The 23,331-nt window shown below is 60.5% G+C and carries 19 protein-coding genes; 9 read left to right on the top strand and 10 right to left on the bottom strand.

Going from position 1 to position 23,331, the window contains the following annotated elements; genetic code table 11:
* Positions 1-203 precede the first annotated feature (203 nt).
* On the bottom strand, positions 204-1,532 hold the full coding sequence (miaB, locus tag CCX46_RS26660) for a tRNA (N6-isopentenyl adenosine(37)-C2)-methylthiotransferase MiaB (protein WP_095048763.1): 1,329 nt from the start codon (positions 1,530-1,532) through the stop codon (positions 204-206).
* A 133-nt stretch (positions 1,533-1,665) separates the two neighbouring features.
* On the opposite strand from miaB, the gene CCX46_RS26655 reads away from it, so the two are divergent.
* On the top strand, positions 1,666-1,995 hold the full coding sequence (locus CCX46_RS26655; RefSeq protein ID WP_077045543.1) for a DUF1820 family protein: 330 nt from the start codon (positions 1,666-1,668) through the stop codon (positions 1,993-1,995).
* 123 nt (positions 1,996-2,118) lie between these two features.
* On the opposite strand, the gene CCX46_RS26650 is transcribed toward CCX46_RS26655, so the two are convergent.
* From CCX46_RS26650 to CCX46_RS26635, 4 genes are all read right to left on the bottom strand, one after another.
* Positions 2,119-2,673, bottom strand: coding sequence for a tetratricopeptide repeat protein (locus tag CCX46_RS26650; protein WP_003228518.1), 555 nt, complete (start codon positions 2,671-2,673; stop codon positions 2,119-2,121).
* 225 nt (positions 2,674-2,898) lie between these two features.
* Positions 2,899-4,182 (bottom strand): glutamate-1-semialdehyde 2,1-aminomutase, encoded by a 1,284-nt coding sequence (gene hemL, locus CCX46_RS26645; RefSeq protein ID WP_127929896.1) that lies wholly within the window; start codon positions 4,180-4,182, stop codon positions 2,899-2,901.
* A gap of 17 nt (positions 4,183-4,199) precedes the next feature.
* Positions 4,200-4,823: a thiamine phosphate synthase gene (thiE, locus tag CCX46_RS26640; RefSeq protein ID WP_127929895.1), complete on the bottom strand. Its 624-nt coding sequence runs from the start codon at positions 4,821-4,823 to the stop codon at positions 4,200-4,202.
* An 18-nt stretch (positions 4,824-4,841) separates the two neighbouring features.
* Positions 4,842-5,639, bottom strand: coding sequence for a hydroxymethylpyrimidine/phosphomethylpyrimidine kinase (locus CCX46_RS26635; protein ID WP_007909650.1), 798 nt, complete (start codon positions 5,637-5,639; stop codon positions 4,842-4,844).
* A gap of 303 nt (positions 5,640-5,942) precedes the next feature.
* Between CCX46_RS26635 and CCX46_RS26630 the strand changes: the two genes are divergently transcribed.
* From CCX46_RS26630 to CCX46_RS26610, 4 genes are all read left to right on the top strand, one after another.
* Positions 5,943-8,297: a hybrid sensor histidine kinase/response regulator gene (locus CCX46_RS26630; RefSeq protein ID WP_127929894.1), complete on the top strand. Its 2,355-nt coding sequence runs from the start codon at positions 5,943-5,945 to the stop codon at positions 8,295-8,297.
* Positions 8,298-8,394: 97 nt separating this feature from the next.
* On the top strand, positions 8,395-10,044 hold the full coding sequence (locus CCX46_RS26625) for an acyl-CoA dehydrogenase family protein (RefSeq protein ID WP_127929893.1): 1,650 nt from the start codon (positions 8,395-8,397) through the stop codon (positions 10,042-10,044).
* A gap of 181 nt (positions 10,045-10,225) precedes the next feature.
* Positions 10,226-11,725, top strand: a complete 1,500-nt coding sequence (gene amn / locus CCX46_RS26615; RefSeq protein ID WP_016986142.1) for an AMP nucleosidase — start codon at positions 10,226-10,228, stop codon at positions 11,723-11,725.
* A gap of 70 nt (positions 11,726-11,795) precedes the next feature.
* The gene (locus CCX46_RS26610) at positions 11,796-12,431 is read left to right on the top strand and encodes a pseudouridine synthase (protein ID WP_127929892.1); all 636 of its coding nucleotides are present in this window, start codon (positions 11,796-11,798) and stop codon (positions 12,429-12,431) included.
* Here the strand turns inward: CCX46_RS26610 and CCX46_RS26605 are convergent.
* Positions 12,426-12,635 (bottom strand): DUF2788 domain-containing protein, encoded by a 210-nt coding sequence (locus CCX46_RS26605; RefSeq protein ID WP_127929891.1) that lies wholly within the window; start codon positions 12,633-12,635, stop codon positions 12,426-12,428. The two genes, CCX46_RS26610 and CCX46_RS26605, sit on opposite strands and share 6 nt — an antisense overlap.
* A 280-nt stretch (positions 12,636-12,915) precedes the next feature.
* Positions 12,916-13,395 (bottom strand): Lrp/AsnC family transcriptional regulator, encoded by a 480-nt coding sequence (locus tag CCX46_RS26600; protein ID WP_008081091.1) that lies wholly within the window; start codon positions 13,393-13,395, stop codon positions 12,916-12,918.
* Between the two features lie 451 nt (positions 13,396-13,846).
* On the opposite strand from CCX46_RS26600, the gene CCX46_RS26595 reads away from it, so the two are divergent.
* Positions 13,847-14,911 (top strand): DUF6515 family protein, encoded by a 1,065-nt coding sequence (locus tag CCX46_RS26595; protein ID WP_127929890.1) that lies wholly within the window; start codon positions 13,847-13,849, stop codon positions 14,909-14,911.
* Here the strand turns inward: CCX46_RS26595 and CCX46_RS26590 are convergent.
* Positions 14,905-15,813, bottom strand: coding sequence for a cation diffusion facilitator family transporter (locus tag CCX46_RS26590; protein ID WP_127929889.1), 909 nt, complete (start codon positions 15,811-15,813; stop codon positions 14,905-14,907). The two genes, CCX46_RS26595 and CCX46_RS26590, sit on opposite strands and share 7 nt — an antisense overlap.
* A gap of 12 nt (positions 15,814-15,825) precedes the next feature.
* Positions 15,826-16,245 (bottom strand): hypothetical protein, encoded by a 420-nt coding sequence (locus CCX46_RS26585; RefSeq protein WP_007909665.1) that lies wholly within the window; start codon positions 16,243-16,245, stop codon positions 15,826-15,828.
* Positions 16,246-16,609: 364 nt separating this feature from the next.
* On the opposite strand from CCX46_RS26585, the gene hrpB reads away from it, so the two are divergent.
* Entirely contained in the window at positions 16,610-19,129 is a 2,520-nt protein-coding gene (gene hrpB, locus CCX46_RS26580; RefSeq protein WP_127929888.1) for an ATP-dependent helicase HrpB, read from the top strand.
* A gap of 76 nt (positions 19,130-19,205) precedes the next feature.
* Here the strand turns inward: hrpB and CCX46_RS26575 are convergent, their stop codons facing one another.
* A complete protein-coding gene (locus CCX46_RS26575; protein ID WP_127929887.1) occupies positions 19,206-20,120 on the bottom strand; it encodes a LysR substrate-binding domain-containing protein in 915 nt (304 codons plus the stop codon).
* 221 nt (positions 20,121-20,341) lie between these two features.
* Here CCX46_RS26575 and CCX46_RS26570 point away from each other — a divergent pair, with 221 nt between their 5' ends.
* Complete coding sequence (locus CCX46_RS26570) at positions 20,342-21,832, top strand: aldehyde dehydrogenase (protein ID WP_127929886.1); 1,491 nt, start codon at positions 20,342-20,344, stop codon at positions 21,830-21,832.
* 503 nt (positions 21,833-22,335) lie between these two features.
* Positions 22,336-23,322, top strand: coding sequence for an ABC transporter substrate-binding protein (locus CCX46_RS26560; RefSeq protein WP_127929885.1), 987 nt, complete (start codon positions 22,336-22,338; stop codon positions 23,320-23,322).
* Positions 23,323-23,331 lie beyond the last annotated feature (9 nt).

Genomic DNA, 23,331 nt, shown 5'->3' with positions numbered 1-23,331 from the left:
CCGCCCTGGGGCAATTAAGATGAAATCAAGGATAACGCCAGAGGCTTGGGTGCGAAAGCTCTTATATGAGGTCGCCCGATTCATGCCTCTGACGCTGTACCTGTGGGAGCGAGCCTGCTCGCGAAGGCGGCGACACATTCAACATTGATGTGTCTGACAGACCGCTTTCGCGAGCAGGCTCGCTCCCACAGGGAAATGCAGTGTTATTGGATCAGCGAGCCACGCAGCGAGTGCGGTTGTGCGGCATCGATGTGCACATCAGCAAACTGGCCGATCAGGGTTGGATTGTCGCAGCGGAAGTTGACGATACGATTATTCTCGGTACGCCCCTGCAACTCGCCCGGGTCTTTCTTCGAATAATCGGTCACCAGAATGCGCTGGATCGAGCCGACCATTTGTCGGCTGATCTCGAAGCCCTGCTGATTCAAGCGGTGTTGCAGCGCGTTCAGGCGCTCCTTCTTCAACTCTTCCGGGGTCTCGTCGGCCAGATCGGCAGCCGGAGTGCCCGGGCGCTGGCTGTAGACGAACGAGTAGGAGAAGTCGAAACCGACGTCGGCAATCAGCTTCATGGTCTGTTCGAAGTCTTTCTCGGTCTCGCCGGGGAAACCGACGATGAAGTCCGAGCTGATGCAAATGCCCGGCACGGCAGCGCGCAATTTGCGCAGCTTGGATTTGTACTCCAGCGCCGTGTGGTTGCGCTTCATTGCCGCTAGAATCCGGTCGGAACCCGATTGCACCGGCAAGTGCAGGTGCTTGACCAGTTCCGGCACATCGGCGTGGGCCTGAATCAGGCTGTCGGAGAACTCCAGAGGGTGCGACGTGGTGTAGCGAATGCGGTCGATGCCGTCGATGGCGGCGACAACGCGGATCAGTTCGGCGAGATCAGCCAGACGACCGTCATGGGTCGTACCGCGATAGCCGTTGACGTTCTGCCCCAGCAGCGTCACTTCACGCACGCCGTTTTCGGCGAGGTGAATGACTTCGGCGACCACGTCATCGAACGGTCGGCTGACTTCTTCGCCACGGGTGTAAGGCACCACGCAGAACGTGCAGTACTTGCTGCAGCCTTCCATCACCGACACATAGGCGCTCGGGCCATCGATACGCGGCTCGGGCAAGTGGTCGAATTTTTCGATTTCCGGGAACGAAACGTCGACTTGCGGCAGTTTGGTGATACGCGCGGCGTCGATCATTTCCGGCAGGCGGTGCAGGGTCTGCGGGCCGAAGACCACGTCGACGTACGGCGCGCGATCGCGAATCGCCGCGCCTTCCTGGCTGGCTACGCAACCGCCGACAGCGATCACCATTTCCGGGTTGGCCAGTTTCAGTTCGCGCCAGCGGCCCAGCTGCGAGTACACGCGATCTTGCGCGCGCTCGCGGATCGAGCAGGTGTTGAGCAGAATCACGTCGGCGTCTTCCGCACGCGCGGTGACTTCCAGGGCCTGATGTTCGCCCAGCAGATCGACCATGCGCGAGCTGTCGTACTCGTTCATCTGGCAACCGTGGGTTTCGATGTAAAGCTTCTTGGCCATGGAGTAGGGTCGTCACGTGATTCAAAGAACCCGGCATTATAGGGAACAAGCCCTCAGGTTCCTACCGCTGCGCGTCCGGTGGCTATGCTATAGTTTGCGCCCTCATTTTTATCCCCGATGTTATCCCCCCGCCATGACCAAACGCGAAGCTCCAATCTATAAGGTGATTTTCCTCAACCAGGGCCAGGTGTTCGAAATGTACGCCAAGCAGATCTATCAAAGTGATCTGTGGGGTTTTCTGGAAGTGGAAGAGTTCGTCTTTGGCGAGCGCACGCAAGTGGTCGTCGATCCGAGCGAAGAAAAGCTCAAGGCGCAGTTCGAAGGCGTGGTGCGCAGCTTTGTGCCGATGCACTCGATTGTGCGCATCGACGAAGTGGAGCGTCTGGGCACCCCGAAAATCAGCGAAGCCCGTGGCGCGGTCGGCAATGTAATGCCGTTCCCGGTGCCGATGCCTGAGAAGTAAGCCTTAAAACCGAGTCGCCTCATTCGCGAGCAGGCTCGCTCCCACAGGGGATCTTCTGAACACTGGAGATCTACTGTGGGAGCGAGCTTGCTCGCGAAGGGGCCGGAAAGGTCGGCGCAAAAATCAGGGGAGAGGCGAGAAAGGCGTACGCCCATCGGCGCTCTGCAGTTCCATCAGGTATTTACGGAAAATTTGCCCGAGCACCTGCGTGGCGGTTTCGAGGTCTTCGCGGGACATTTTTTCGGAGACTTCGTCGGCCGTGTCCAGCGCGTCTTCAGCGCCGTTGACCGCGGCCATCTTCAGCACGATGTACGCCTGAATATTGTTGGCTTGCACGCCTTCACCGTGGAAGAACATGGTGCCAAGTTTGAATTGCGCCTGAGCGTGGCCTTGCAGCGAGGCTTTTTCGAAGTAGCTCAGGGCTTGATTGAGGTCGCGTGGCGCATTCTTGCCGTCGTAGTAGAACTCACCCAACTCGTATTGCGCTTGCGCATCCCCTTCGTCCGCCGCTTTCTGGCAGGCGGCCAGTGCCTGCGTGACGTCTTGCGGCTGAGTATTGAGGGTGCAACGACCCATCGCCGGGATCAACAACGAGTTGCCGCCTGCTTGTGCATGCGCGAGCAGGGGCTGAAGGAGCAACAGGCAGCCCAAGGCAAGGGTGCGGCCGGTGCGGTTCATGGGAATCGACTTACCTCTGAAGGGCACGCGGACCCATCGAGGGATCCAATAAGCGCGCATTATGAAATAAGCAGGGCCAACCTTACAAAGTCTTTACTCGTTTTTCTGCTGCGTGGGGAATATATCGCCCACTTTAGGGGAGATTTTTAGCAGGGGCATCGGAAAAACAGCGCGGATGTAGGTGAATGCTGACGCTGGCGATAGCCAACGTCAGCGGTACGACAATTATTTCAGTGCAGCGAAGGCACGCTCGGCAGCGTCCAGCGTCAGTTGCAACTCGGCTTCACCATGGGCGATCGAGGTGAAACCGGCTTCGAAAGCGCTCGGGGCCAGGTAAACACCACCTTCCAGCATCAGATGGAAGAAGCGCCCGAACAGTGCTGCGTCGCTGGCCATCACATCTTCAAAGGTGACGATATCGTCGGCGCCGCTGAAGTACAGACCGAACATGCCGCCGGCCTGGGTGGTCACGAACGGAATGCCAGCAGCATCGGCGCGTTGTTGCAGACCGTCGAGCAGACGCGTGGTGTAGTCGGTCAGCTCAGCGTGGAAGCCTGGACGGCTGATCAGACGCAGGGTGGTCAAACCAGCGGCCATGGCCAGTGGGTTACCCGATAGCGTACCGGCCTGATACACCGGGCCCAGTGGTGCGATGCGCTCCATGATTTCGCGCTTGCCGCCGAAGCAGCCGACCGGCATGCCGCCACCGATGATCTTGCCGAAGGTGGTCAGGTCAGGATTGACCCCGTAGTACGCCTGGGCACCGCCGAGGGCGACGCGGAAACCGGTCATCACTTCGTCGAAAATCAGCACCACGCCATGTTTGTCGCACAGCGAACGCAGACCTTCGAGGAAGCCCGGTGCCGGTGGTACGCAGTTCATGTTGCCGGCCACCGGCTCAACGATGATGCACGCCACTTCCTCGCCGACTTCAGCGAGCATCTTTTCCACCGCGTCGATGTCGTTGAACGGCAGGGTCAGGGTGTGTTTGGCGAATGCCGCCGGCACACCGGCCGAGCTTGGAACGCCTTGGGTCAGTGCACCAGAACCAGCCTTGACCAGCAGGCTGTCGGAGTGACCGTGATAGCAGCCTTCGAACTTGATGATGCTGTCGCGGCCGGTGTAACCACGGGCCAGACGGATCGCGCTCATGGTCGCTTCGGTGCCGGAGCTGACCATGCGCACCATGTCCATCGATGGCACCAGCGAGCAGACCAGATCGGCCATTTCGGTTTCCATCGCGGTCGGCGCGCCGTACGACAAGCCGTGTTGCAGCTGATTGCGCACGGCGTCCAGTACGTCCGGGTGGCTGTGGCCGAGGATCATCGGGCCCCACGAACCAACGTAATCGACATAACGCTTGTCGTCTTCGTCGGTAACGTAAGCACCTTCAGCGTGCTTGAAGAACAACGGTGTGCCGCCAACGCTCTTGAATGCACGGACTGGCGAGTTTACGCCACCGGGAATGTGTTTCTGAGCATTGGCAAACAGGGTTTCGGAACGAGACATGATCGGGCTCTCAATCTTCAGGATTTGAACAATTCGTTGAACGCGCGGGCGCGGCGTGTCACCTCGGCGGTGCTCTCGGCACCGAACAAACCGTGAACCACGGCAAGCAGGTCGACCCCGTGGGCTACGAGCGGCGCGGCGTTGTCGAGGCTGATGCCGCCAATCGCGCAGATCGGCAGGTGCAGCGTGCGCTTGGCGTCGTCGAGCAGTTCGAGGCTGCAGGTCGGCGCGCCGGGTTTGGTGTTGGAGTTGAAGAAGCGGCCGAAGGCGACGTAACTCGCCCCTTCTTTGGCGGCTTGTTCGGCCAGTGCGATTTGCGCGTGGCAGGTCGAACCGATGATCGCTTTTGAACCGAGCAGGGCGCGGGTCGGTGACAGTGGGCCGTCGGTCTGACCAAGGTGCACGCCGACGTTAAGCCGCGCGGCCAGTTCGGCATCATCGTTGATGATCAGCTGCGTCTTGTAGCGCTCGCACAAATCGCGCAGCGCTTCGGCCTCGCGCAAACGGCGGGCCTCGTCGCTGCTCTTGTCGCGGTATTGCAGCAGGGTGACGCCGCCTTCCAGCGCCGCCTCCACGTAAGACAGAAACTTGCCCGCCAGCAATTGGCTGTCGGTAATGGCATACAGGCCACGTAGTTTCATCGGGCAGACCTCACGACGTTACGAGCAGAAATCCAGCGGCAGGCGACGCGGGACGAACTGGCCTTTGCCCAGTTGTTCAGCGTCGCGCAGGGTGCGCCAAGTGTAATCCAGAGCACTGCGTACAGCGCTGGCCAGGTGTTCGCCCTGGGCCAGACGACCGGCGAGGGCGCTGGCCAGTGTGCAACCGGAACCGTGATAGCTGCCCGGCAGACGCTGGCAGATAAAGGTTTCACGCAGGCCGTCGCGGCTGTACACGCGGTTGTGGATTTCAGTTTCGTCGCCATGGCCGCCGGTGATCAGCAGGTTTTTGACGAACGGCAGGAGTTTTTCAGCGCACTCGTCCGCAGTGCCTTCGGGCAGTTCGGCGAGGATTCGCGCTTCAGGAAGGTTAGGGGTGGCAATGATCGACAGCGGCAGCAGACGCTCGCGCATCGCATAGCCGACCTCGTCCTTGCCCAGGCGACCGCCGCCACCGGCGCGCAGCACCGGGTCGCAGACCACTGGCAAGTGCGGGTGCGCCGAGAGCAGTTCGACAACGGTGTCGACCATTTCCAGCGAACCGAGCATGCCCAGTTTGACCGCGGCGACTTCGGAGTCGTTGAGTACGGCATTGGCTTGAGCCAACACCCACTCACGGTCGAGGACGCGGAAGTCAGTGACATTGACGGTGTCTTGCACGGTCAGGGCGGTGACGGCCGGAGCCGCATGGCAACCCTGCGCGAGCAGGGCTTCGATATCTGCCTGCAAGCCGGCGCCACCACTTGGGTCGTGGCCGGAGAGACAGAGGACAACGGGGCGGGAGCTGTAGATATTCATGGTGCGCGAGCTTACCACCAAAGCTGATTTTCGGGTTCAGTGCCGTTATGCATGGCCGATAACCTGGCAAGAGAATTCGACCGTACTGTCACAACCTGACCGACTCAACAGCTCTAGCTCGCTGCTTTGCTCTGAAACGCCCGTTCTAGAGCCTTTGTAGGAAATATTTCGATGGTGCTCAATGGCCATCAACGGCTATGCTAGTCTGGATCCAAACCAATAACAGGTAATACCGGTTTTACGTCTACTCAAAGGGAATGGGGGGCTTCCTGACACAACCGGACGAGCCACGCTGGGGCTTCAATGCGCTATTTGCTGATGTTGCTGTTCTGCTTGCCCCTCCTGGCGAGCGCCGTCGAATTCGACGAATTTACCCAGAGCCTGCCTCTGGGCCGGTCGCTGCAAGTGTTCGAAGACCCGAGCGGTCAGGCGAGCATTGCCGATGTTCGCGCGCAGGCTGCCGCCGGCAATTTCAAACCTCACGATAAAGCCACGCTCAATGCCGGTTATTCGCGCTCGGCGTTCTGGCTGAAGATCGATCTGCATTACCGCCCGAGCAATCCCGCCGCCCAGCGCACCTGGCTGCTGGAGCTGGCGTATCCACCGCTCGATCATCTCGACCTCTATATGCCGGACGCCAGTGGCGACTACCGCCTCGTCCGGCAAACCGGTGATGCCTTACCGTTCGCCAGCCGCGAGATCCGTCAGAACAACTATTTGTTCGACCTTTCCTTCAAACCGGATCAACAGCAAACCGTGTACCTGCGACTGGCCAGCGAGGGCTCGATCCAGGCACCGGTGACGTTGTGGTCAAGCACCGCGTACCTCGAAGACCAACCGGTGCGCCTGTATGTGCTCGGCATCATTTATGGCGTGCTGCTGGGGATGGTGGTCTACAACCTGTTCATCTACCTCAGCGTGCGCGACACCAGTTACCTCTATTACATCTTCTACATTGCCTCGTTTGGTCTCTATCAACTGTCGGTGAACGGTGCGGCGGTCGAGTACTTCTGGCCGGACAACCCGTGGTGGGCCAACGCCGCGACGCCATTCTTCATTGGCTGCGCCGGCCTGTTCGGCAGCCAGTTCGCCCGCAGCTTTCTGCAGACCAAAACCCACAGCCGCTGGCTCGACCGCTTGTTGATCGGCCTGATTGCATTCGGTGCGTTGGTCATCGGCCTGTCGCTGATGACCAGTTACGCCCTGGCCCTGCGCCTGGCAACGACGCTGGCGCTGACCTTCACCGTAGTGATTTTCGCCGCCGGGATTCTGGCCTGGTGGCGCGGCTTGCGGGTGGCGCGCTATTTCATCATCGCCTGGTCGGCGTTCCTGCTCGGCGGCATCGTCAACACGCTGATGGTGCTCGGCCTGCTGCCGAACGTGTTCCTGACCATGTACGCCAGCCAGATCGGTTCGGCCATCGAAGTGGCGCTGCTGTCGCTGGCGCTGGCCGATCGCATCAACGCCATGCGCGAGCAACAGGCGCAGACGCTGTACGACGCCGGGCAGAAACTCGAAGTGCTCAACCAGCAACTGGCCCACAGCAACAAGCTCAAAGATGAGTTTTTGGCGACCCTGACCCACGAACTGCGCACGCCGATGAATGGTGTCATCGGTTCGCTGGAATTGATGCAGACCGTCGAGCTGGATCCGGAACTTGAGCAATACCAGCAGACCGCTGCCGGTTCGGCGCGAGACATGATGCGCATGGTCAACGGCATTCTCACCCTCACCGAATTGCAGGCCGGCAAGCTCAAGGCCGCGCCGGGCAGTTTCAGCCTGCGTGGTGTGGTCGAGGCGTTGCGGGTGCAGTTCGAGGGCAATGCGTCGAGCAAGTCGCTGGACTTCAAAGTCGAGGTGCTGCCGACCCTGCCGGATCGCCTGCACGGCGACAGCGCCAAACTCGCGCAATGCCTGGAGTGTCTGCTGGATAACGCGATCAAGTTCACTCGCATCGGTGGTTTGGCATTGCGCGTCACTGGTAAACCGTCGACGGATAATCGTTTGGCGTTGTCCTTTGCGGTGATTGACACCGGTATCGGTTTTACCGATCTGGGCGAAGCGACGATGTACCAGCGCTTCTTCCAGCTCGACGGTTCGATGACCCGCGAATACGGCGGCCTGGGCGTAGGTCTGGCGATTTGCCGACAGTTGGTCGAGTTGCTCGGTGGCAAGCTCACACATCGCTCGGAGCCCGGGCGTGGCAGTCGCTTCCAACTGGACGTCGAGTTTGAACTGCCAGTGGTCGAAACTGCGCCGATCTGCGCGCCTTCGCGCGATTGCGTGCGTGCACCACAGGATTGCACGGTGCTGCTGGTGGACGACAACAGCATCAATCAACTGGTGATGCGCGGTATGTTGCTCAAGCTCGGTTTTCGCGTGCGTACAGCCGACAACGGCGCGGCGGCATTGGATTGCTTGCAACGAGAGACCTTCGACGCAGTGCTGATCGATTGTCAGCTACCCGCTCACGATGGCGCATCGTTGTGCTGCCAGATTCACGCCTTGCCGGGCTGCACGAATTTGCCGGTGTTCATGTTGGCGTTGACCGCTGACCGAGAGCTTTGCGCCACGGGGGCGCCGGTCGATTACTTGAACAAACCGGTCAAATTCGAAGATTTGCAGTCGGCTCTGGAGCGTCGGGTACTGTGCTGCTGACAGGGTAAAAGCGCCGCAAATTCGGCTGGTATGACACTTTGACCCGTCGCGGTGCGGTGCTTAACTGAGTTCCTTGGTTGCCCAAAGGAGCCCCGTCATGAACCTGCATCAGTTCGCCGAAACTCACGAAGTCACCAACCAGCCACCGTCGTTGGACGGCATCAATCTGTACCGCATCGACCTGCCGTTGCAGGAGTGGTCGCGGCGCTTTGGTGCTGGTTGGGCCGAGTCGCGGATCGATGCTTACGGCGCGCTCGCCGGCGGGCCGTTGATGGAAGCCGGTTTCCTTGCCAATCAGAACAAACCCACGTTCGCCAGCCATGACCGCTATGGTCATCGCATTGATCTGGTGGAATTTCACCCGGCTTATCACGAGCTGATGCGCACGGCGATCGAGCATGGCCTCACTTCTTTGCCATGGGCGCACCCACAGGATGGCGCCCATGTCGCCCGCGCCTCGATGACTTATCTGCACAGCCAGGCCGAGGCCGGCAGCGGTTGCCCGTTGACCATGACCTTCGCCAGCGTGCCGGCCCTGCGTTTGCAACCGAATCTGGCTGAGCAATGGCTGCCGAAAGTCCTCGCCACGGAATACGATCCGCGCAACGTCGGCATCGCGCACAAGGCCGGCGTGACCATCGGCATGGCCATGACCGAGAAACAGGGCGGCACCGACGTGCGCGCCAACACCACCAAGGCGTATCCGGTCGGCGCCAGTGGTCCGGGTCAGGCCTATGAACTGGTCGGGCACAAGTGGTTCTGCTCGGCGCCGATGTGCGATGCCTTCCTGACGCTGGCGCAGACCGACAAGGGTTTGAGCTGCTTCCTGCTCCCTCGCCATCGTCCGGACGACACGGGCAATCAGTTCTATATCCAGCGTCTGAAAAACAAACTCGGCAACCAGTCCAACGCCTCCAGTGAAGTGGAGTTTCGTGGCGCGCTGGCGTGGATGGTCGGTGAGGAAGGGCGCGGCGTGCCAACCATCATCGAGATGGTGGCGATGACCCGATTCGATTGCATGGTCGGTTCCAGTTCGCTGATGCGCCAGGCGCTGACCCAGGCCAGCCATCACTGCGCGCACCGCAAGGTCGGCGGCAAACTGCTCAGCGAACAGCCATTGATGCAGAACGTCTTGGCTGATCTGGCCCTGGAAAGCGAAGCCGCGCTGGCGCTGAGCTTGCGCATGGGCAAGGCGCTGGATCATCTGGACGATCGCCACGAAGCGCAATTTGCGCGGCTGGTGACGGCGGTGGGCAAGTACTGGATCTGCAAACGCGCGCCGGGGATGATCAACGAAGCAGCGGAGTGCATGGGCGGTGCCGGGTATGTCGAAGAGAGCATTCTGCCGCGTCTGTACCGCGAGGCGCCGGTGAATTCGACGTGGGAAGGCTCGGGCAATGTGCAGTGCCTCGACGTGCTGCGAGCCTTGTCGAAAGAGCCGGGTGTGCTGGATGTGTTGTTCAGCGAGTTGGGTGACGGGCATGGTGACAAACGGCTGGCTGCGCATATTCAGCAATTGCAGGCGCAGTTCAAGGACACGAGCGACATTCAGTATCGGGCACGGCAGTTGACTGAAGATATCGCGCTTGGTTTGCAGGCCAAACTGTTGCTTGAGGCCGGTAACTCGGCGGTCAGCGATGCCTTCATTGCCAGCCGCCTGAGCGGTGGTGGCCGGGTTTACGGCGCCTTGCCGCGTGGGCTGGACGTCGAAGCCATCGTCGCCCGCGCAACCCCACAGATTCTCTGACCCACCACACATCCCCTGTAGGAGTGAGCCTGCTCGCGATAGCGGTGTATCAGTCAATGCAAATGTCGACGGATAGACCGCTATCGCGAGCAGGCTCGCTCCCACATGGGATATCCGTTGATGGGGAGATTTGGGTACACCCACAACGCCACTGTTCCCGTGACGCCACGATGCAGGCAAGATGAAGCTCTGCAAGTCAGAACACAGGAAGCTGATCGTGACCGAAGCGTTTATTGTCGTTCAAACCGCCGAACAAGCCGTGGATCGTCTGGCCGAGCTGCATGAGCGAGCCACCACTGCGCTGAACTCGGCGCTCAAGCGTTACCTCAAGGATCGCGTCGAACCCGACGCTGCGCAGCGTGCTCTGTTTCGTTATCCCGAACTGCGTCTGACCTATCACTGCCAGGGCGAAGTCCCGCAGACCACTCGCGCTTACGCCAAGGTGCAACTGCCGGGCACTTACAGCGTCACCGTCACCCACCCGGCGGCGTTCCGCAAATACCTGCTCGAACAACTTGTGCCGTTGATGCACGACTTCACCGTGACCGTGGAAGTCGGTGTCAGCCAGCAGAACATTCCGTATCCGTACGTGGTCGAGCAGGGCGATGAACTCGCCGGCTCCGGCGTCACCGCTGCGGTGCTTGCGCGGGTGTTCCCGAGTACCGACCTGTCCGCCGCCACCGATGGCATCGCCGACGGCCTCTATGACTGGGAAAACACTGATCCGCTGCCGCTGGCCTTGTTCGACGCCGCCCGTGTGGACTTCTCACTGCGCCGTCTGGTGCACTACACCGGCAGCGACTGGCGTCATGTGCAGCCGTGGATTCTGCTGACCAACTATCACCGCTACGTCGATCAGTTCATCGTCCATGGTCTGGAGCAGTTGCGCCGCGACCCGCGTTTTGTGCGCATGGTCTTGCCGGGCAACGTGATCATCGAGAAGGGCATGGATCACGGCGAAGCGTCGGCGATTGCTGCCGGTGTGGTCTGGCACCGTTACCAGATGCCGGCCTATCACCTGATCGCCAGCGATGGCCACGGCGTGACGCTGGTCAACATCGGTGTTGGTCCGTCCAACGCCAAGAACATCACCGACCACCTGGCGGTGTTGCGTCCGCATTGCTGGCTGATGATCGGTCACTGCGGCGGTTTGCGTCAGTCGCAGACCATTGGCGACTACGTGCTGGCTCACGCTTACATGCGTCGCGACGGCATTCTCGACCGCGTGGTGCCGCCGAACATTCCGATCCCGGCCCTGGCCGAAGTGCAAATGGCGCTGCAGCAAGCAGCGGCGAATGTCACTGGCGAGAAGGGCGACGACCTGAAAAAACGCCTGCGCACCGGCACCGTGCTGACCTACGACGACCGTAACTGGGAATTGCGTTGGGCCCAGGAACGGCCGTTGATCAACCTGTCCCGCGCGGTCGCGGTGGACATGGAAAGCGGCACGATTGCCGCGCAGGGTTATCGCCTGCGGGTGCCGTACGGCACGTTGCTGTGTGTCTCGGACAAACCGCTGCACAGTGAAATCAAACTGCCGGGGTCGGCCAACGCGTTCTATGAGCGCGCGGTCAGCCAGCACTTGAAGATCGGTATCGAGGCGGTGGACTTGCTGCGCACCGAACTCAACTCGCTGCACTCGCGCAAACTGCGCAGCTTCGACGAGCCGCCGTTCCGCTGATTTGTTGATGGTCATTTAACGGTCAGGCTACTAGCATTGGCAGCCCTGACCGTTAGATGTTTTTTTCGCCATGTCCCGTCCCCCGCGTCCACCTTCCCGCCGCCCTGGCGCGAAGCCTCAGTCTGCTTCCCCGCGCCGTGTTGCCAAGGCACCCCCGGCCGAGCCGAAACTGGTCCTGTTCAATAAGCCGTTCGATGTGCTGACGCAGTTCAGCGACGGCGAAGGGCGGGCGACGCTCAAGGATTACATTGATGTGCCCGGCATATATCCGGCCGGACGCCTGGATCGTGACAGTGAAGGCTTGTTGCTGCTGACCAACGACGGGCAGTTGCAGGCGCGCATCGCCGATCCGAAACACAAATTGGCGAAGACCTATTGGGTGCAGGTTGAAGGTGTGCCGACGGCCGAACAGCTGCAGCGTTTGCGTGACGGCGTTGAGCTTAATGACGGCATGACCTTGCCCGCCGAAGCGCGACAACTGGATGAGCCTGAGTTGTGGCCGCGCAATCCGCCGGTGCGCTTTCGCGCGACCATACCGACTTCGTGGCTGGAACTGGTGATTCGCGAAGGGCGCAACCGTCAGGTGCGGCGCATGACCGCGGCGGTCGGTCTGCCGACGTTGCGGCTGGTGCGGGTCAGGATTGGCGACTGGACGCTTGAAGGCCTCGATCAGGGCCAGTGGAAGGAAGTGCCGGCGCGCTTATAGAGCGCCGGATTCGATCAGGCCGATCACCACACTCTTGATGATGAACGCGGCCACGCCCAGGCCCAGTACGAAAAACAGAATGAACGAACCAAAGCGCCCGGCCTTGGACTTCTTCGCCAGATCCCAGACGATGAAACCCATGAAAATGATCAGGGTGCTGACCAGACCGGTCATCATCCACTCTTCTAATAATGCTGGATCCATTGGGTTTCTCCGGCGCGCATGGGGCTAAAAGGGCGCGGCGAGTATACGCCAAGGTGTGTGGGGTGGCATTGATCTGGGTCTGAACCGAAGCCTTTGCCCTCACCCTAGCCCTCTCCCGTAGGGAGAGGGGACTGACCGAGGTGTCTGGCGTCATACATCGACCTGAAAGATCGAGTCGATTATGGATTCACAGCAGAACGCTCAGGTCGGCGTACTTCTTCAGCATCTCACGGTCGGCCCCCTCTCCCTTTGGGAGAGGGCTGGGGTGAGGGGCTTTTGATCAGTTGCGCAGGTGGGTCAAGGGCAGTTCAGTGCTGTTGAGCACCTGATTCAGCACAAAACTCGACCGAACGCTGGTCACCCCTTCGATCCGGGTCAAATGCCCCAGCAACAGCTTCTGATAGTGATCCATATCCGGCACCACCACCTTCAACTGGTAATCGGCATCCACCCCCGTCACCAGGCTGCACTCCAACACTTGCGGCAACGTCCGAATCGCCGCCTCGAAATTCTCGAAACGCTCCGGCGTATGCCGATCCATGCCGATCAGCACATACGCCGTCAGGCTCAGCCCAAGCATCTTGCGATCAAGCAACGCCACCTGACGCGAAATATAGCCATCGTCTTCCAGTTGCTTGACCCGACGCGAGCAAGGGGAGGGCGACAGACCGATGCGCTCGGCCAATTCCTGGTTGGAGATGCGGGCGTCGCGCTGCAATTCCGCCAAAATGCTCAGGTCGTAACGGTCGAGTTTGCTCATCAATCTGTCCTTGGTTGTAACTATTGCGGCGGATTATCTATCCAGGGTTAAAAATTGCGCAAGTGGTGTTTATTTCAGCAATCTTCGCAATCCTCTGTCGCGGTCTCAGACCTATTCTTATCACCAGAATCACTGCTCGGTAACACAGTCCACGCGGCCCGCCCTATCCGGCCTGCCGCGGCCGCCACCCCCACCGGGGTTGTGCCGGCCCCCGAGCTGCACACTGTCCAGAAGACGGCGTGAGGTGAGCCGACGTCAAAAGCGTCGAGCCAGGACGAAGTTCTCTAGAAGGGAGGCCGACGGGTCTCCCTTTTTTCTTGCCTGCGATTTCATGCCGGGCGCTCAATAAATAAGTTGCGCGACTGATAACCTGTTGCAGAACCGGGCGTGTGTATTCCCGGTCTTAGTGACAAGTCCTCTTACATTTGCAGGCCCCGCAGTGAGAAAAAGCATGAATTCGCGCATCTGGCGTCTGGCTGGTGTTGGTTTGCTGTGTTTGAGTGTCAGTGTGCAAGCGCTTGCCGATGAGCCACAGAATCGCGGCCCGGATGGCGGCGGCCACGGTCCGGATCATCAGGGCAACAATCAGGGCCGTGGCGGCAACAATCAGCCGCGTCCGCAGAACAATCCATCGCAGAATCAGCCGCAACAGAATCAGCCGCGCCCGCAGAACAACGAGATCATTCGTGGCGACAACAGCCGCCAGTTCGAGCACAACGGCAACAACAATGGCCAGTGGCAGAACCGCGATCAGAATCGCCCGGCCTACAATCCCAATCCGGTGCGCCAACCGCCACCGCCGCCGCAACTGCCGGCCAACAGCCTGCCGATCCAGCCACGGCCCGACACCGTGCGCCAGACCCAGGAGCCGCGTCAGGGTTACTACCGCGATGAGCGCCCGCAGAACGGCTACAACAATCAGCATTGGCAGACCAACAACCGACCTAACGACAATCGCTGGCCGGGGCGTCCGGACGGTCACGGCAACGGTTGGGGCCCAGGCCCGCAATACCGGCCGGGACATGTGATCGACCGCTTCCCGGATCGCGATTACCGCGTGCCGTATCGTGGTCAGGATTACTTCTATTCGGGCGGCTACTGGTATCGCCCGCAAGGCCCGCGCTACATCGTCGTGCAGCCGCCGCGCGGGATCCGCATTCAGTATTTGCCGGATTACGCCCGAGAAGTGTGGATCGGTGGTTCGCTGCTGTTCCTCGCCGCTGGTTCCTACTATGCCTATCAGGAAGCGACCCAGGATTACATCGTGGTCGAACCGCCGGTGCAGCAACAGCCGCAGCCGCAATCCCAAGGCTATGACGTCGAAGCGTATCCGGCCAATGGCCAGTCGCCGGAGCAGGTACAGCAGGACGGTTACCAGTGCTATCAGTACGCGGTGCAGCAAAGCGGTTTCGACCCACGCACCGCGACGTATCAACCGGCGCCAGAAGTGGTTCAGGCGTACCGGCAGGCTCAGGGCAATTGCCTGAGCAGTCGCGGTTATCAGGTCAGTTACTGAAGCCGGGTTTGCGCCCGTTCAGATTTGACCACTTCCTGCGGGTCGGCGTGCACCAGCACTTCGGCTCGCGGGTAGGCGTTGTGAATGGCATCGGCCGCTTGATCGCTGATGCCGTGCGCCACTGACAGGGTCAGTTCCCCCGGCAATTCCAGGTGCAACTGCACAAACCAGTGGTTGCCGGAGATTCGCGTGCGCAAGTCATGCGCGCCCAACACGCCCGGCACACTGCACGCCAGTTCGAGCATGTGCTGACTGACATCCGTCGGCAGTTCTTCATCCATCAACACCGAAAAACTTTCCCGGGCGATTTGTATCGCGCTCCACAGAATGTATGCGGCAATTCCCAGGCCGAACCAGGCATCCAGTTGTTCAAAACCAAAACCGGCAAGGATCAACGCAATCAGAATGCTGCCGTTGAGCAACATGTCCGAGCGATAGTGCAGCGAGTCCGCGCGCACCGCGTTGGAGCCGGTCTGCTTGATCACCCGATGCTGCAACACCAGCAACGCCGCCGTCAGCAGCAGCGAAAACACGATCACACCGATGCTCAGCCACGGTGCGCCGAGCGGCTCTGGCGTCTTCAACCGTTCGAACGCCTGAAACGCGATCAACACCGCACTGCCACCAATGAACAGCGCCTGCGCCATGCCCGCCAGCGATTCCGCTTTGCCGTGGCCATAACGGTGATCGTCATCGGCGGGGCGCAGCGCGTAATGCACCGCCAGCAGATTGAGCATCGAGGTGACGCCATCCAGCGCCGAGTCGGTGAGGCCGGCGAGCATGCTCACCGAACCGCTGAGCCACCAGGCAATGGCTTTGGCGACGATCAGCGTGCACGCGACCGCCACCGAGGCGCGGGTCGCCAGCCGTAGCAGGCGGGCGTGTTCGGGGCTGGATGTCATTTAACTTCCTTTTTAAGCGGCGGGTTGCAGGCCGAACATCGCCAGTTGCTGAGTGCTGCCCTTGTGTTGAATCAGGCGCGGGTCGTCCAGAGGAAAGTCCCGCCCAAGTTCACTTTCGAGAATAGCCTGCAGCTTGTGATTATCGACCTGACCGTCCGGACCGATGGCTTGTTTGAGTTTGGCCGGATCGATCTGCGCGGTGTGACCCGGTTCGAAATAGATCGCGCCGGTGGCGAAGTCGACGGCAAACGCGATCAGCCCGGGAATGACGTAGAACAGCAGGCCCACGGCGTCGAGCACGGCAATCGCCGGGTCAATCTTGCCGTCGATCTGACCGCGTCGGTCCGGGTAGAAAATCGAACCGCACGCGGTGATTTGCGTGAGCAGGGTGGCGACCAGTACACCGCCGATCAGGCGAAAAGGTAAGCGCATGGGAAAATCTCCTGAGTCATCTGATAACGAAGCGTCGTCGTGTGAAGTTAAGACCCTGACGAACGCCCGCCAGTTCGCCGTTATACTCGGGCCTGGCAGGGCATGCCCACAGTAAATTGCGGCCTCGTCTCACCCCTACCGAAATATGTTGAGGATTGAAGTTGTTTTCTCCAGATCGACACCGCGTGAAGGCTGATGAATCCTGTCGGGGTTCGGCCCTCCGGGCTAAAGCTGTGAGCGCGCCATGCTGCGTTGCGGGACTTGGCAAGGAAACGACCCTTACCTGCGTCCCGCGCCTTGCCTGGCACGCTCACAGCTTTAACGCGACTCGCAATTTACTGTGGGCACGCCCTGAGGAGCCAGCATGAATTCTTTGCCAATCGATGAAGTTTTACCCGCCCTGCGTGAAGCCTTGGCGACGCGCCACGAAGCCGTGCTCGAAGCACCGCCCGGCGCCGGTAAAACCACCCGCGTGCCCTTGGCTTTGCTCAATGAAGCGTGGCTGGCCGGGCAGACCATTCTGATGCTTGAGCCGCGCCGTCTCGCCGCGCGTGCAGCCGCAGAACGATTGGCCAGTGAGCTGGGCGAGAAGGTCGGTGAAACCGTCGGTTATCGCATTCGTCTCGACAGCAAGGTCGGCCCCAATACGCGCATCGAAGTGGTCACCGAAGGCATTCTCACCCGGCGCTTGCAGGATGATCCGGCGCTGGAAGGCGTGGGCCTGCTGATCTTCGACGAATTCCACGAACGCAGCCTCGACGCCGATCTGGCGCTGGCCTTAAGTCTGAACGGTCGTGAGCTGTTCCGAGCTGAACAGCCGCTGAAGATTCTGCTGATGTCGGCCACGCTCGAAGGCGAGCGTCTGGCCGGGTTGCTGGACGACGCGCCGATCCTGCGCAGCGAAGGGCGCATGTATCCGGTGACGATGCGCTGGGGCCGGCCGTTTCAGCCCGGCGAATACATCGATCAACGCGTCACGCAAACCGTACTCGAAGCGCTGCACGATGAAACCGGCAGCCTGTTGGTGTTCCTGCCGGGGCAGGCGGAAATTCGTCGCGTGCATCAACAATTGGTCGACGCAATCGGTGAGCGCAGTGATGTGCTGCTGTGCCCGCTGCACGGTGAACTTGACCTCAATGCGCAACGTGCGGCGATCGATCCGGCGCCGGCCGGTCAGCGCAAAGTGGTGCTGGCGACCAACATCGCCGAGACCAGTCTGACCATCAACGGCGTGCGCGTGGTGATCGACGCCGGGCTGGCGCGGGTGCCGCGTTTCGATCCCGGCAGCGGCATGACGCGCCTTGATACCCAGCGGATTTCCAAGGCCAGCGCCACCCAGCGTGCGGGGCGAGCGGGGCGACTTGAACCGGGGGTTTGCTATCGCTTGTGGTCGCAGGATCAGCACGAACAGCTCGCCGCTTATGGCAGTGCGGAAATTCTTTCGGCGGATCTCGCCAGCCTCGCCCTGCAACTGGGGCGCTGGGGTGTCACGCCGGGCGAACTGGTCTGGCTCGACGTTCCGCCAGCGGCGGCTTATGCACAGGCGCAGGATTTACTGCAGCGTCTCGGCGCGCTGGAAGGTGAAGCGCTGACCACGCACGGTCAGGCCATGGCTGAGTTACCGGCGCATCCGCGCATCGGTCATTTGCTGTTGCGCGGTCAGGCATTGGGTTTGGCCAACATGGCCTGCGACGTCGCCGCATTGCTTGGTGAACGCGATATCTTGCGTGGCGCCGGGGCGGATCTGCACAGTCGTCTGGTGTTGCTCTCGGGTGAGGAACGTGCGGCTCGAGGTGCGCAGGGCGGCGTACAACGGGCTAAGCAACTCGCCCGGCAATATCGCGGTTACCTGCGCGGCAAGGCGAGTGAACCGGTCAGCGATCCTGATCATCCGCGTTGGCTCGGCGCGTTGCTGGCGCTGGCCTACCCGGATCGCGTCGCGCAACAGCGGCGTGCCGGTGGCGCCGAATATCGCCTGGCCAATGGTCGTGCGGCGCTGTTCGCCGAAGCTGACAGCCTGATGAAAGAGCCGTGGATCGTCATCGCCGATCTCGGCAGCCGTCAGGGCCAGCGCGAAGAACGGATTTATCTGGCGGCGGATTTCGACCCTGCGCTGTTTGATTCCGTGCTGGCCGAACAGGTGCGCAACGTCGATCAACTGGACTGGGACGAGCGCGAAGGCGTGCTGCGCGCCGAGCGTCAGCGCAAGGTCGGCGAGCTGATCCTCAGCCGTGAACCGTTGACCGGTCTCGATGAAAATGCGCGCAGTCAGGCGTTGGTCAATCTGGTGCGGCGCAAGGGTCTGGAGCTGCTGCCGTGGACGCCGGAGCTGCGTCAGTGGCAGGCGCGAGTGGCGTTGTTGCGGCAGTTGGAATTGAACATTCAGGAAAACAGTCAGTGGCCGGATGTCAGTGATGCGACGTTGCTCAACACCCTCGAAGATTGGTTGATGCCCTATCTGGGCAAGGTTTCGCGACTCAGCCATTTTGCCAATCTCGATCTGTCGAGCATCGTGCGCAATCTGCTGCCGTGGCCGTTGCCGCAGAAGCTTGATGAGTTGGCGCCGCATCATCTGAGCGTGCCGTCGGGGTCGTCGATTCGTTTGGACTACAGCGAGTTTCCACCGATTCTCGCGGTGCGTTTGCAGGAGCTGTTCGGGCTGGCCGATACGCCGCGAATCGCCGGTGGGCGGCAGGTGGTCAAATTGCATCTGCTATCGCCAGCGCGGCGCCCGGTGCAGGTGACGCAGGATCTGGCCAACTTCTGGCGCAGTACCTATGCCGAGGTGAAGAAGGATTTGAAGGGGCGGTATCCGAAGCACTATTGGCCGGATGATCCGCTGGTGGCCGAGGCGACCGCACGGGCCAAGCCGCGTGGCACCTGAAGAGCAAGAGATCGCAGCCTTCGGCAGCTCCCACAGGTTTTGCGTAGGACCTGCCGAAGGCTGCGATCATTTATGATTAAAAGTGAGTCTTCGCGGTCAGTTGTTCGCGGCAATAATCGGCGAACAACTGCGCCGGTTTGGTCAACTGCCCGCGTTTGAGCCACGCCGCCACCAAACCTGAACCGGTGACGTCCTCGACGATGTCCACGCACACGACTTTCTTGCCGTCGTAGGTGCATTCCGAATGGGGTTTGGTCACCAGAATCGAAAAGCCGAAACCCTGGCCGACCATCCCGCGCACCATTTCAATCGACGGTGAGCTGAACTCGATGCGTGGGGTCAGCCCGAGCTCTTCAAACAGGCTGACGAAGTAGGTCCGGCTCGGCTGCACATCGAGCAGGATCATCGGATCCAGACACAAGTCGCGCAGTGACACTTGCTTGTACTGGGCAAAACGATGATCCGCCGGCAACAGCGCGTAGGGCCGTTGAGCCGGCATCAACGGTTCGGTCTGGATGGTCGCGTCGAGTTCATGTTCATAAAGAATCACCAGGTCGAACGCGCCTGACGTCAGGCCTTGCACCAGCTCTTGCTGCTCGCCATCGCGGATGCGGATTTTCACCCCCGGATACAGCGCCGAGAACCCGGCAATCAGTTGCGGCAAGTACAACGGCGCAACCGTTTCGAAACAACCGATATCGATCTGCCCCGCGACCACATCATTGTCGGCGAGGGCGTTCTGCTCGAACTCCTTGGCCATGCGCAACAGTTCCTGCGCCTTGCGCAAAAAACGCGCACCGCTTGGCGTAAGGGAAACCCCTTGAGCGTGATGACGGATCAGCAGTTGCACGGCGAAGCTGTCTTCCAGCGCCTTGATCGCGGTGGAGATCGCCGGTTGCGCGATGTACAGCTTGCGCGAAGCCTCGGCAACGCTGCCGCACTCGACGGTGGTGATGAAGTATTTCAGCTGACGCAAATTGTAGGCGGCCACGGCAAACCTCTGGACGAGCGTACTCGACTTCCAAGCAATTTGTGCGCCGCCACGTCCGTTGCGCGACGATGTTGTTATCCCTCAACCATAGCCACCTGCGCAGCGTTTGGGGGAAGTCATTGCCCAGTGTTTTTATTGCCTGCGAAGACATTTTTACTATTTTTAGCCCGTGCGGGCCTGAGCGACCATCGAGGCACAATAACGTCTCAGGAGCATCCGTCGTGTTCGAGCTTGCAGAGTGGCAGCGCCGCGCCGTTGCATTGAAGTTTCCCGATCAGGCCGTGATCGACGGCAAGCATTGCGCCGCGATATCGGGGCAGACTTTTGCCGCGATCAACCCGGCGACCGGGCAGTGTCTGGCGAATGTCGCTGCGTGTGGCGAAGAGGATGTGGACGCGGCGGTGCGCAATGCGCGTCAGGTGTTCGAAGCTGGCATCTGGTCGCAGCGCTCGCCAGCCGAGCGCAAGCAAGTGCTGCTGCGTCTGGCTGATTTGCTGATGAGCCATCGTGAAGAGCTGGCGCTGCTCGACTCGCTGAACATGGGCAAACCGGTGATGGATGCCTACAACATCGACGTGCCCGGCGCTGCTGGCGTATTCCGTTGGTACGCAGAAGCCATCGACAAACTTTACGATCAGGTCGCACCCAGTGCACCGAATGTGTTGGCGACGATTACCCGTGAAGCTCTGGGTGTGGTGGCCGCTGTGGTGCCGTGGAATTTCCCGTTGGACATGGCCGCGTGGAAACTCGCGCCGGCGTTGGCGGCGGGTAATTCGGTGATCCTCAAGCCGGCCGAGCAGTCACCGTTTTCGGCATTGCGTCTGGCCGATCTGGCGCTGGAAGCAGGGCTGCCGGCGGGAGTGCTGAACGTGTTGCCGGGGCTTGGCGAACAGGCTGGCAAGGCGTTGGGTTTGCACGCGGATATCGATTGTCTGGTGTTCACCGGCTCGACTCAGGTCGGCAAATATTTCATGCAGTATTCCGCGCAATCGAACCTCAAACAGGTGTGGCTGGAGTGCGGCGGCAAGAGCGCCAATCTGGTGTTCGCCGATTGTCAGGATCTCGATCTGGCAGCGGAAAAAGCCGCGTTCGGGATCTTCTTCAATCAGGGTGAAGTCTGCTCGGCCAATTCGCGGTTGCTGGTGGAGCGTTCGATTCACGATGAGTTTGTCGAGCGCTTGAAAGCGCAGGCTGAGCGTTGGTTGCCGGGGGATCCGCTGGATCCGCAAAGCAGTGCTGGCGCCATTGTTGATCACAAGCAGACGGCGGGCATCATGCGTTTTATTCGCAGTGCCGAGCAGTCCGGTGCGACGCGGGTTTGTGGCGGGCAGCAGCGGCGGTTTAACGGGTCGGACAATTTTATTGAGCCGACGATTTTTACCGGTGTAACTGCGGACATGCCGCTGTTTCGCGACGAGGTATTCGGACCGGTGCTGGCGGTGATGCCGTTCGATAATGAAGCCGAGGCTATATGGCTGGCCAACGACAGTGTGTATGGACTGGCGGCGTCGTTGTGGACCGATGACCTCAACCGCGCACACCGCGTGGCGCGGCAGCTGCGCGCTGGCACGGTATCGGTCAATACGGTGGATGCGCTGGATGTGACGGTGCCTTTTGGCGGTGGTAAACAGTCAGGGTTTGGACGCGATCTGTCGTTGCACTCGTTCGACAAATACACCCAACTGAAAACCACCTGGTTCCAGTTGCGCTGAGACCGAGTCGCCCCCTTCGCGAGCAAGCTCGCTCCCACACTGGATCTATGTCACACCGAAGATCCCCTGTAGGAGTAAGCCTGCTCGCAATTGCGGTGGGTCAGGCAGCCAAGCAATCGACTGACCTGACGCCATCGCGAGCAGGCTCACTCCTACAGGTTTCAGCGGTGTTCACAAAATCCGGGGTTCGCTCGAGATCCCTGTGGGAGCGGGCTTGCCAGCGATGACATTCTCCCATTCGCCGAAAATCCCCGATCTGCACCCACCTCGCGCACCCCCGCAATCCCCGCCCTTTAGCAGTGCGCACTACCCAGTTTTTTCATCATTTGCAGCCAACAATTTCCTGATTTTCCTCACCGCGCACATGGGCCACCATCGATCTTGCCCGCCAGCCGAATGTTGTCCGCCCAAGCGTCCGCGAGAGTCCAACGGCAGCAACTGCACAACGGCCGGCGACCGTACTGCCCATGACAAAACTAAATCAACAGCGTCGGGAGTGCTCCATGATCAAGTCCTTGTGTATTCGTCTCACTCAGCCTTTGGCAATCACCGCCCTGGCGGCCACGGTCGCGACCAGCGCCCAGGCCGGCACCCTGTCTATCGGCCACACCACGTGGGTCGGCTACGGCACGCTCTATCTGGCTCAGGATCTGGGCTACTTCAAGGAAAACGGTTTGACCGTCGAACTGCCAGTGGTCGAAGAGGCGTCGATGTACATGGCCGCGCAGGCCTCCGGGCAATTGTCCGGCTCGGCGTCGACCATCGATGAAGTGCTCAAGTATCGCCCGCAGTTCTGCTTCAAAGCGGTCGCGGCGCTGGATGACAGCCATGGCGGCGACGGCGTGCTGGTCGGCAAGGATGTGAAGAGCCTGCAAGAACTCAAGGGTAAATCCGTGGCAGTCAACGAAGGCTCCACGTCGCAGTTCTGGCTTTCCTACCTGCTGAAAAAGAACGGCATGAAGATGAGCGACATCACCGTGCAGAACATGACCGCTGATGACGCCGCCACCGCGTTCATCGCCGGTCGCGTACCCGCCGCCGTGACTTGGGAGCCGCACTTGTCGATGGTTCGCGACAAGCAGCAGGGCAAAGTATTGATCGACAGCAGCAGCACCCCCGGGGTGATCGTCGATGTGGTCGCGCTCAATTGCACGGTTATCGAAAAACAGCCGGAAGACGTCAAGGCGTTGGTCGCCGGCTTGTACAAAGCCGTGCAATACACCAAGGATCACCCGGAAGACGCGTACAAAATCATGGCCAAAGGCGTCGGCGGCTACCTGTCCGATCCGAAGGAACTGGCCGCCGCCGCACAAGGCGTGCGTTTCTACGATCAAGCGATGAGCGAGAAACTTCTCGGCTCGCCGGGCAAGCCGGGTGACAGCGCAGCGCTGATCAAACTGGCCAACGAAACCGCCAGCGAGTTGCAGGGCAAACCCTACAACGTCAGCAACGACGAACTGGTCGACAACCGTTTCGTCAGCCCTCTCTAGGAGGTTTGC

The sequence above is a fragment of the Pseudomonas sp. RU47 genome (genome assembly GCF_004011755.1).
In the GTDB taxonomy this organism is placed as follows: Bacteria; Pseudomonadota; Gammaproteobacteria; order Pseudomonadales; family Pseudomonadaceae; genus Aquipseudomonas.
This window is presented reverse-complemented; position numbering and strand designations above follow the sequence as displayed.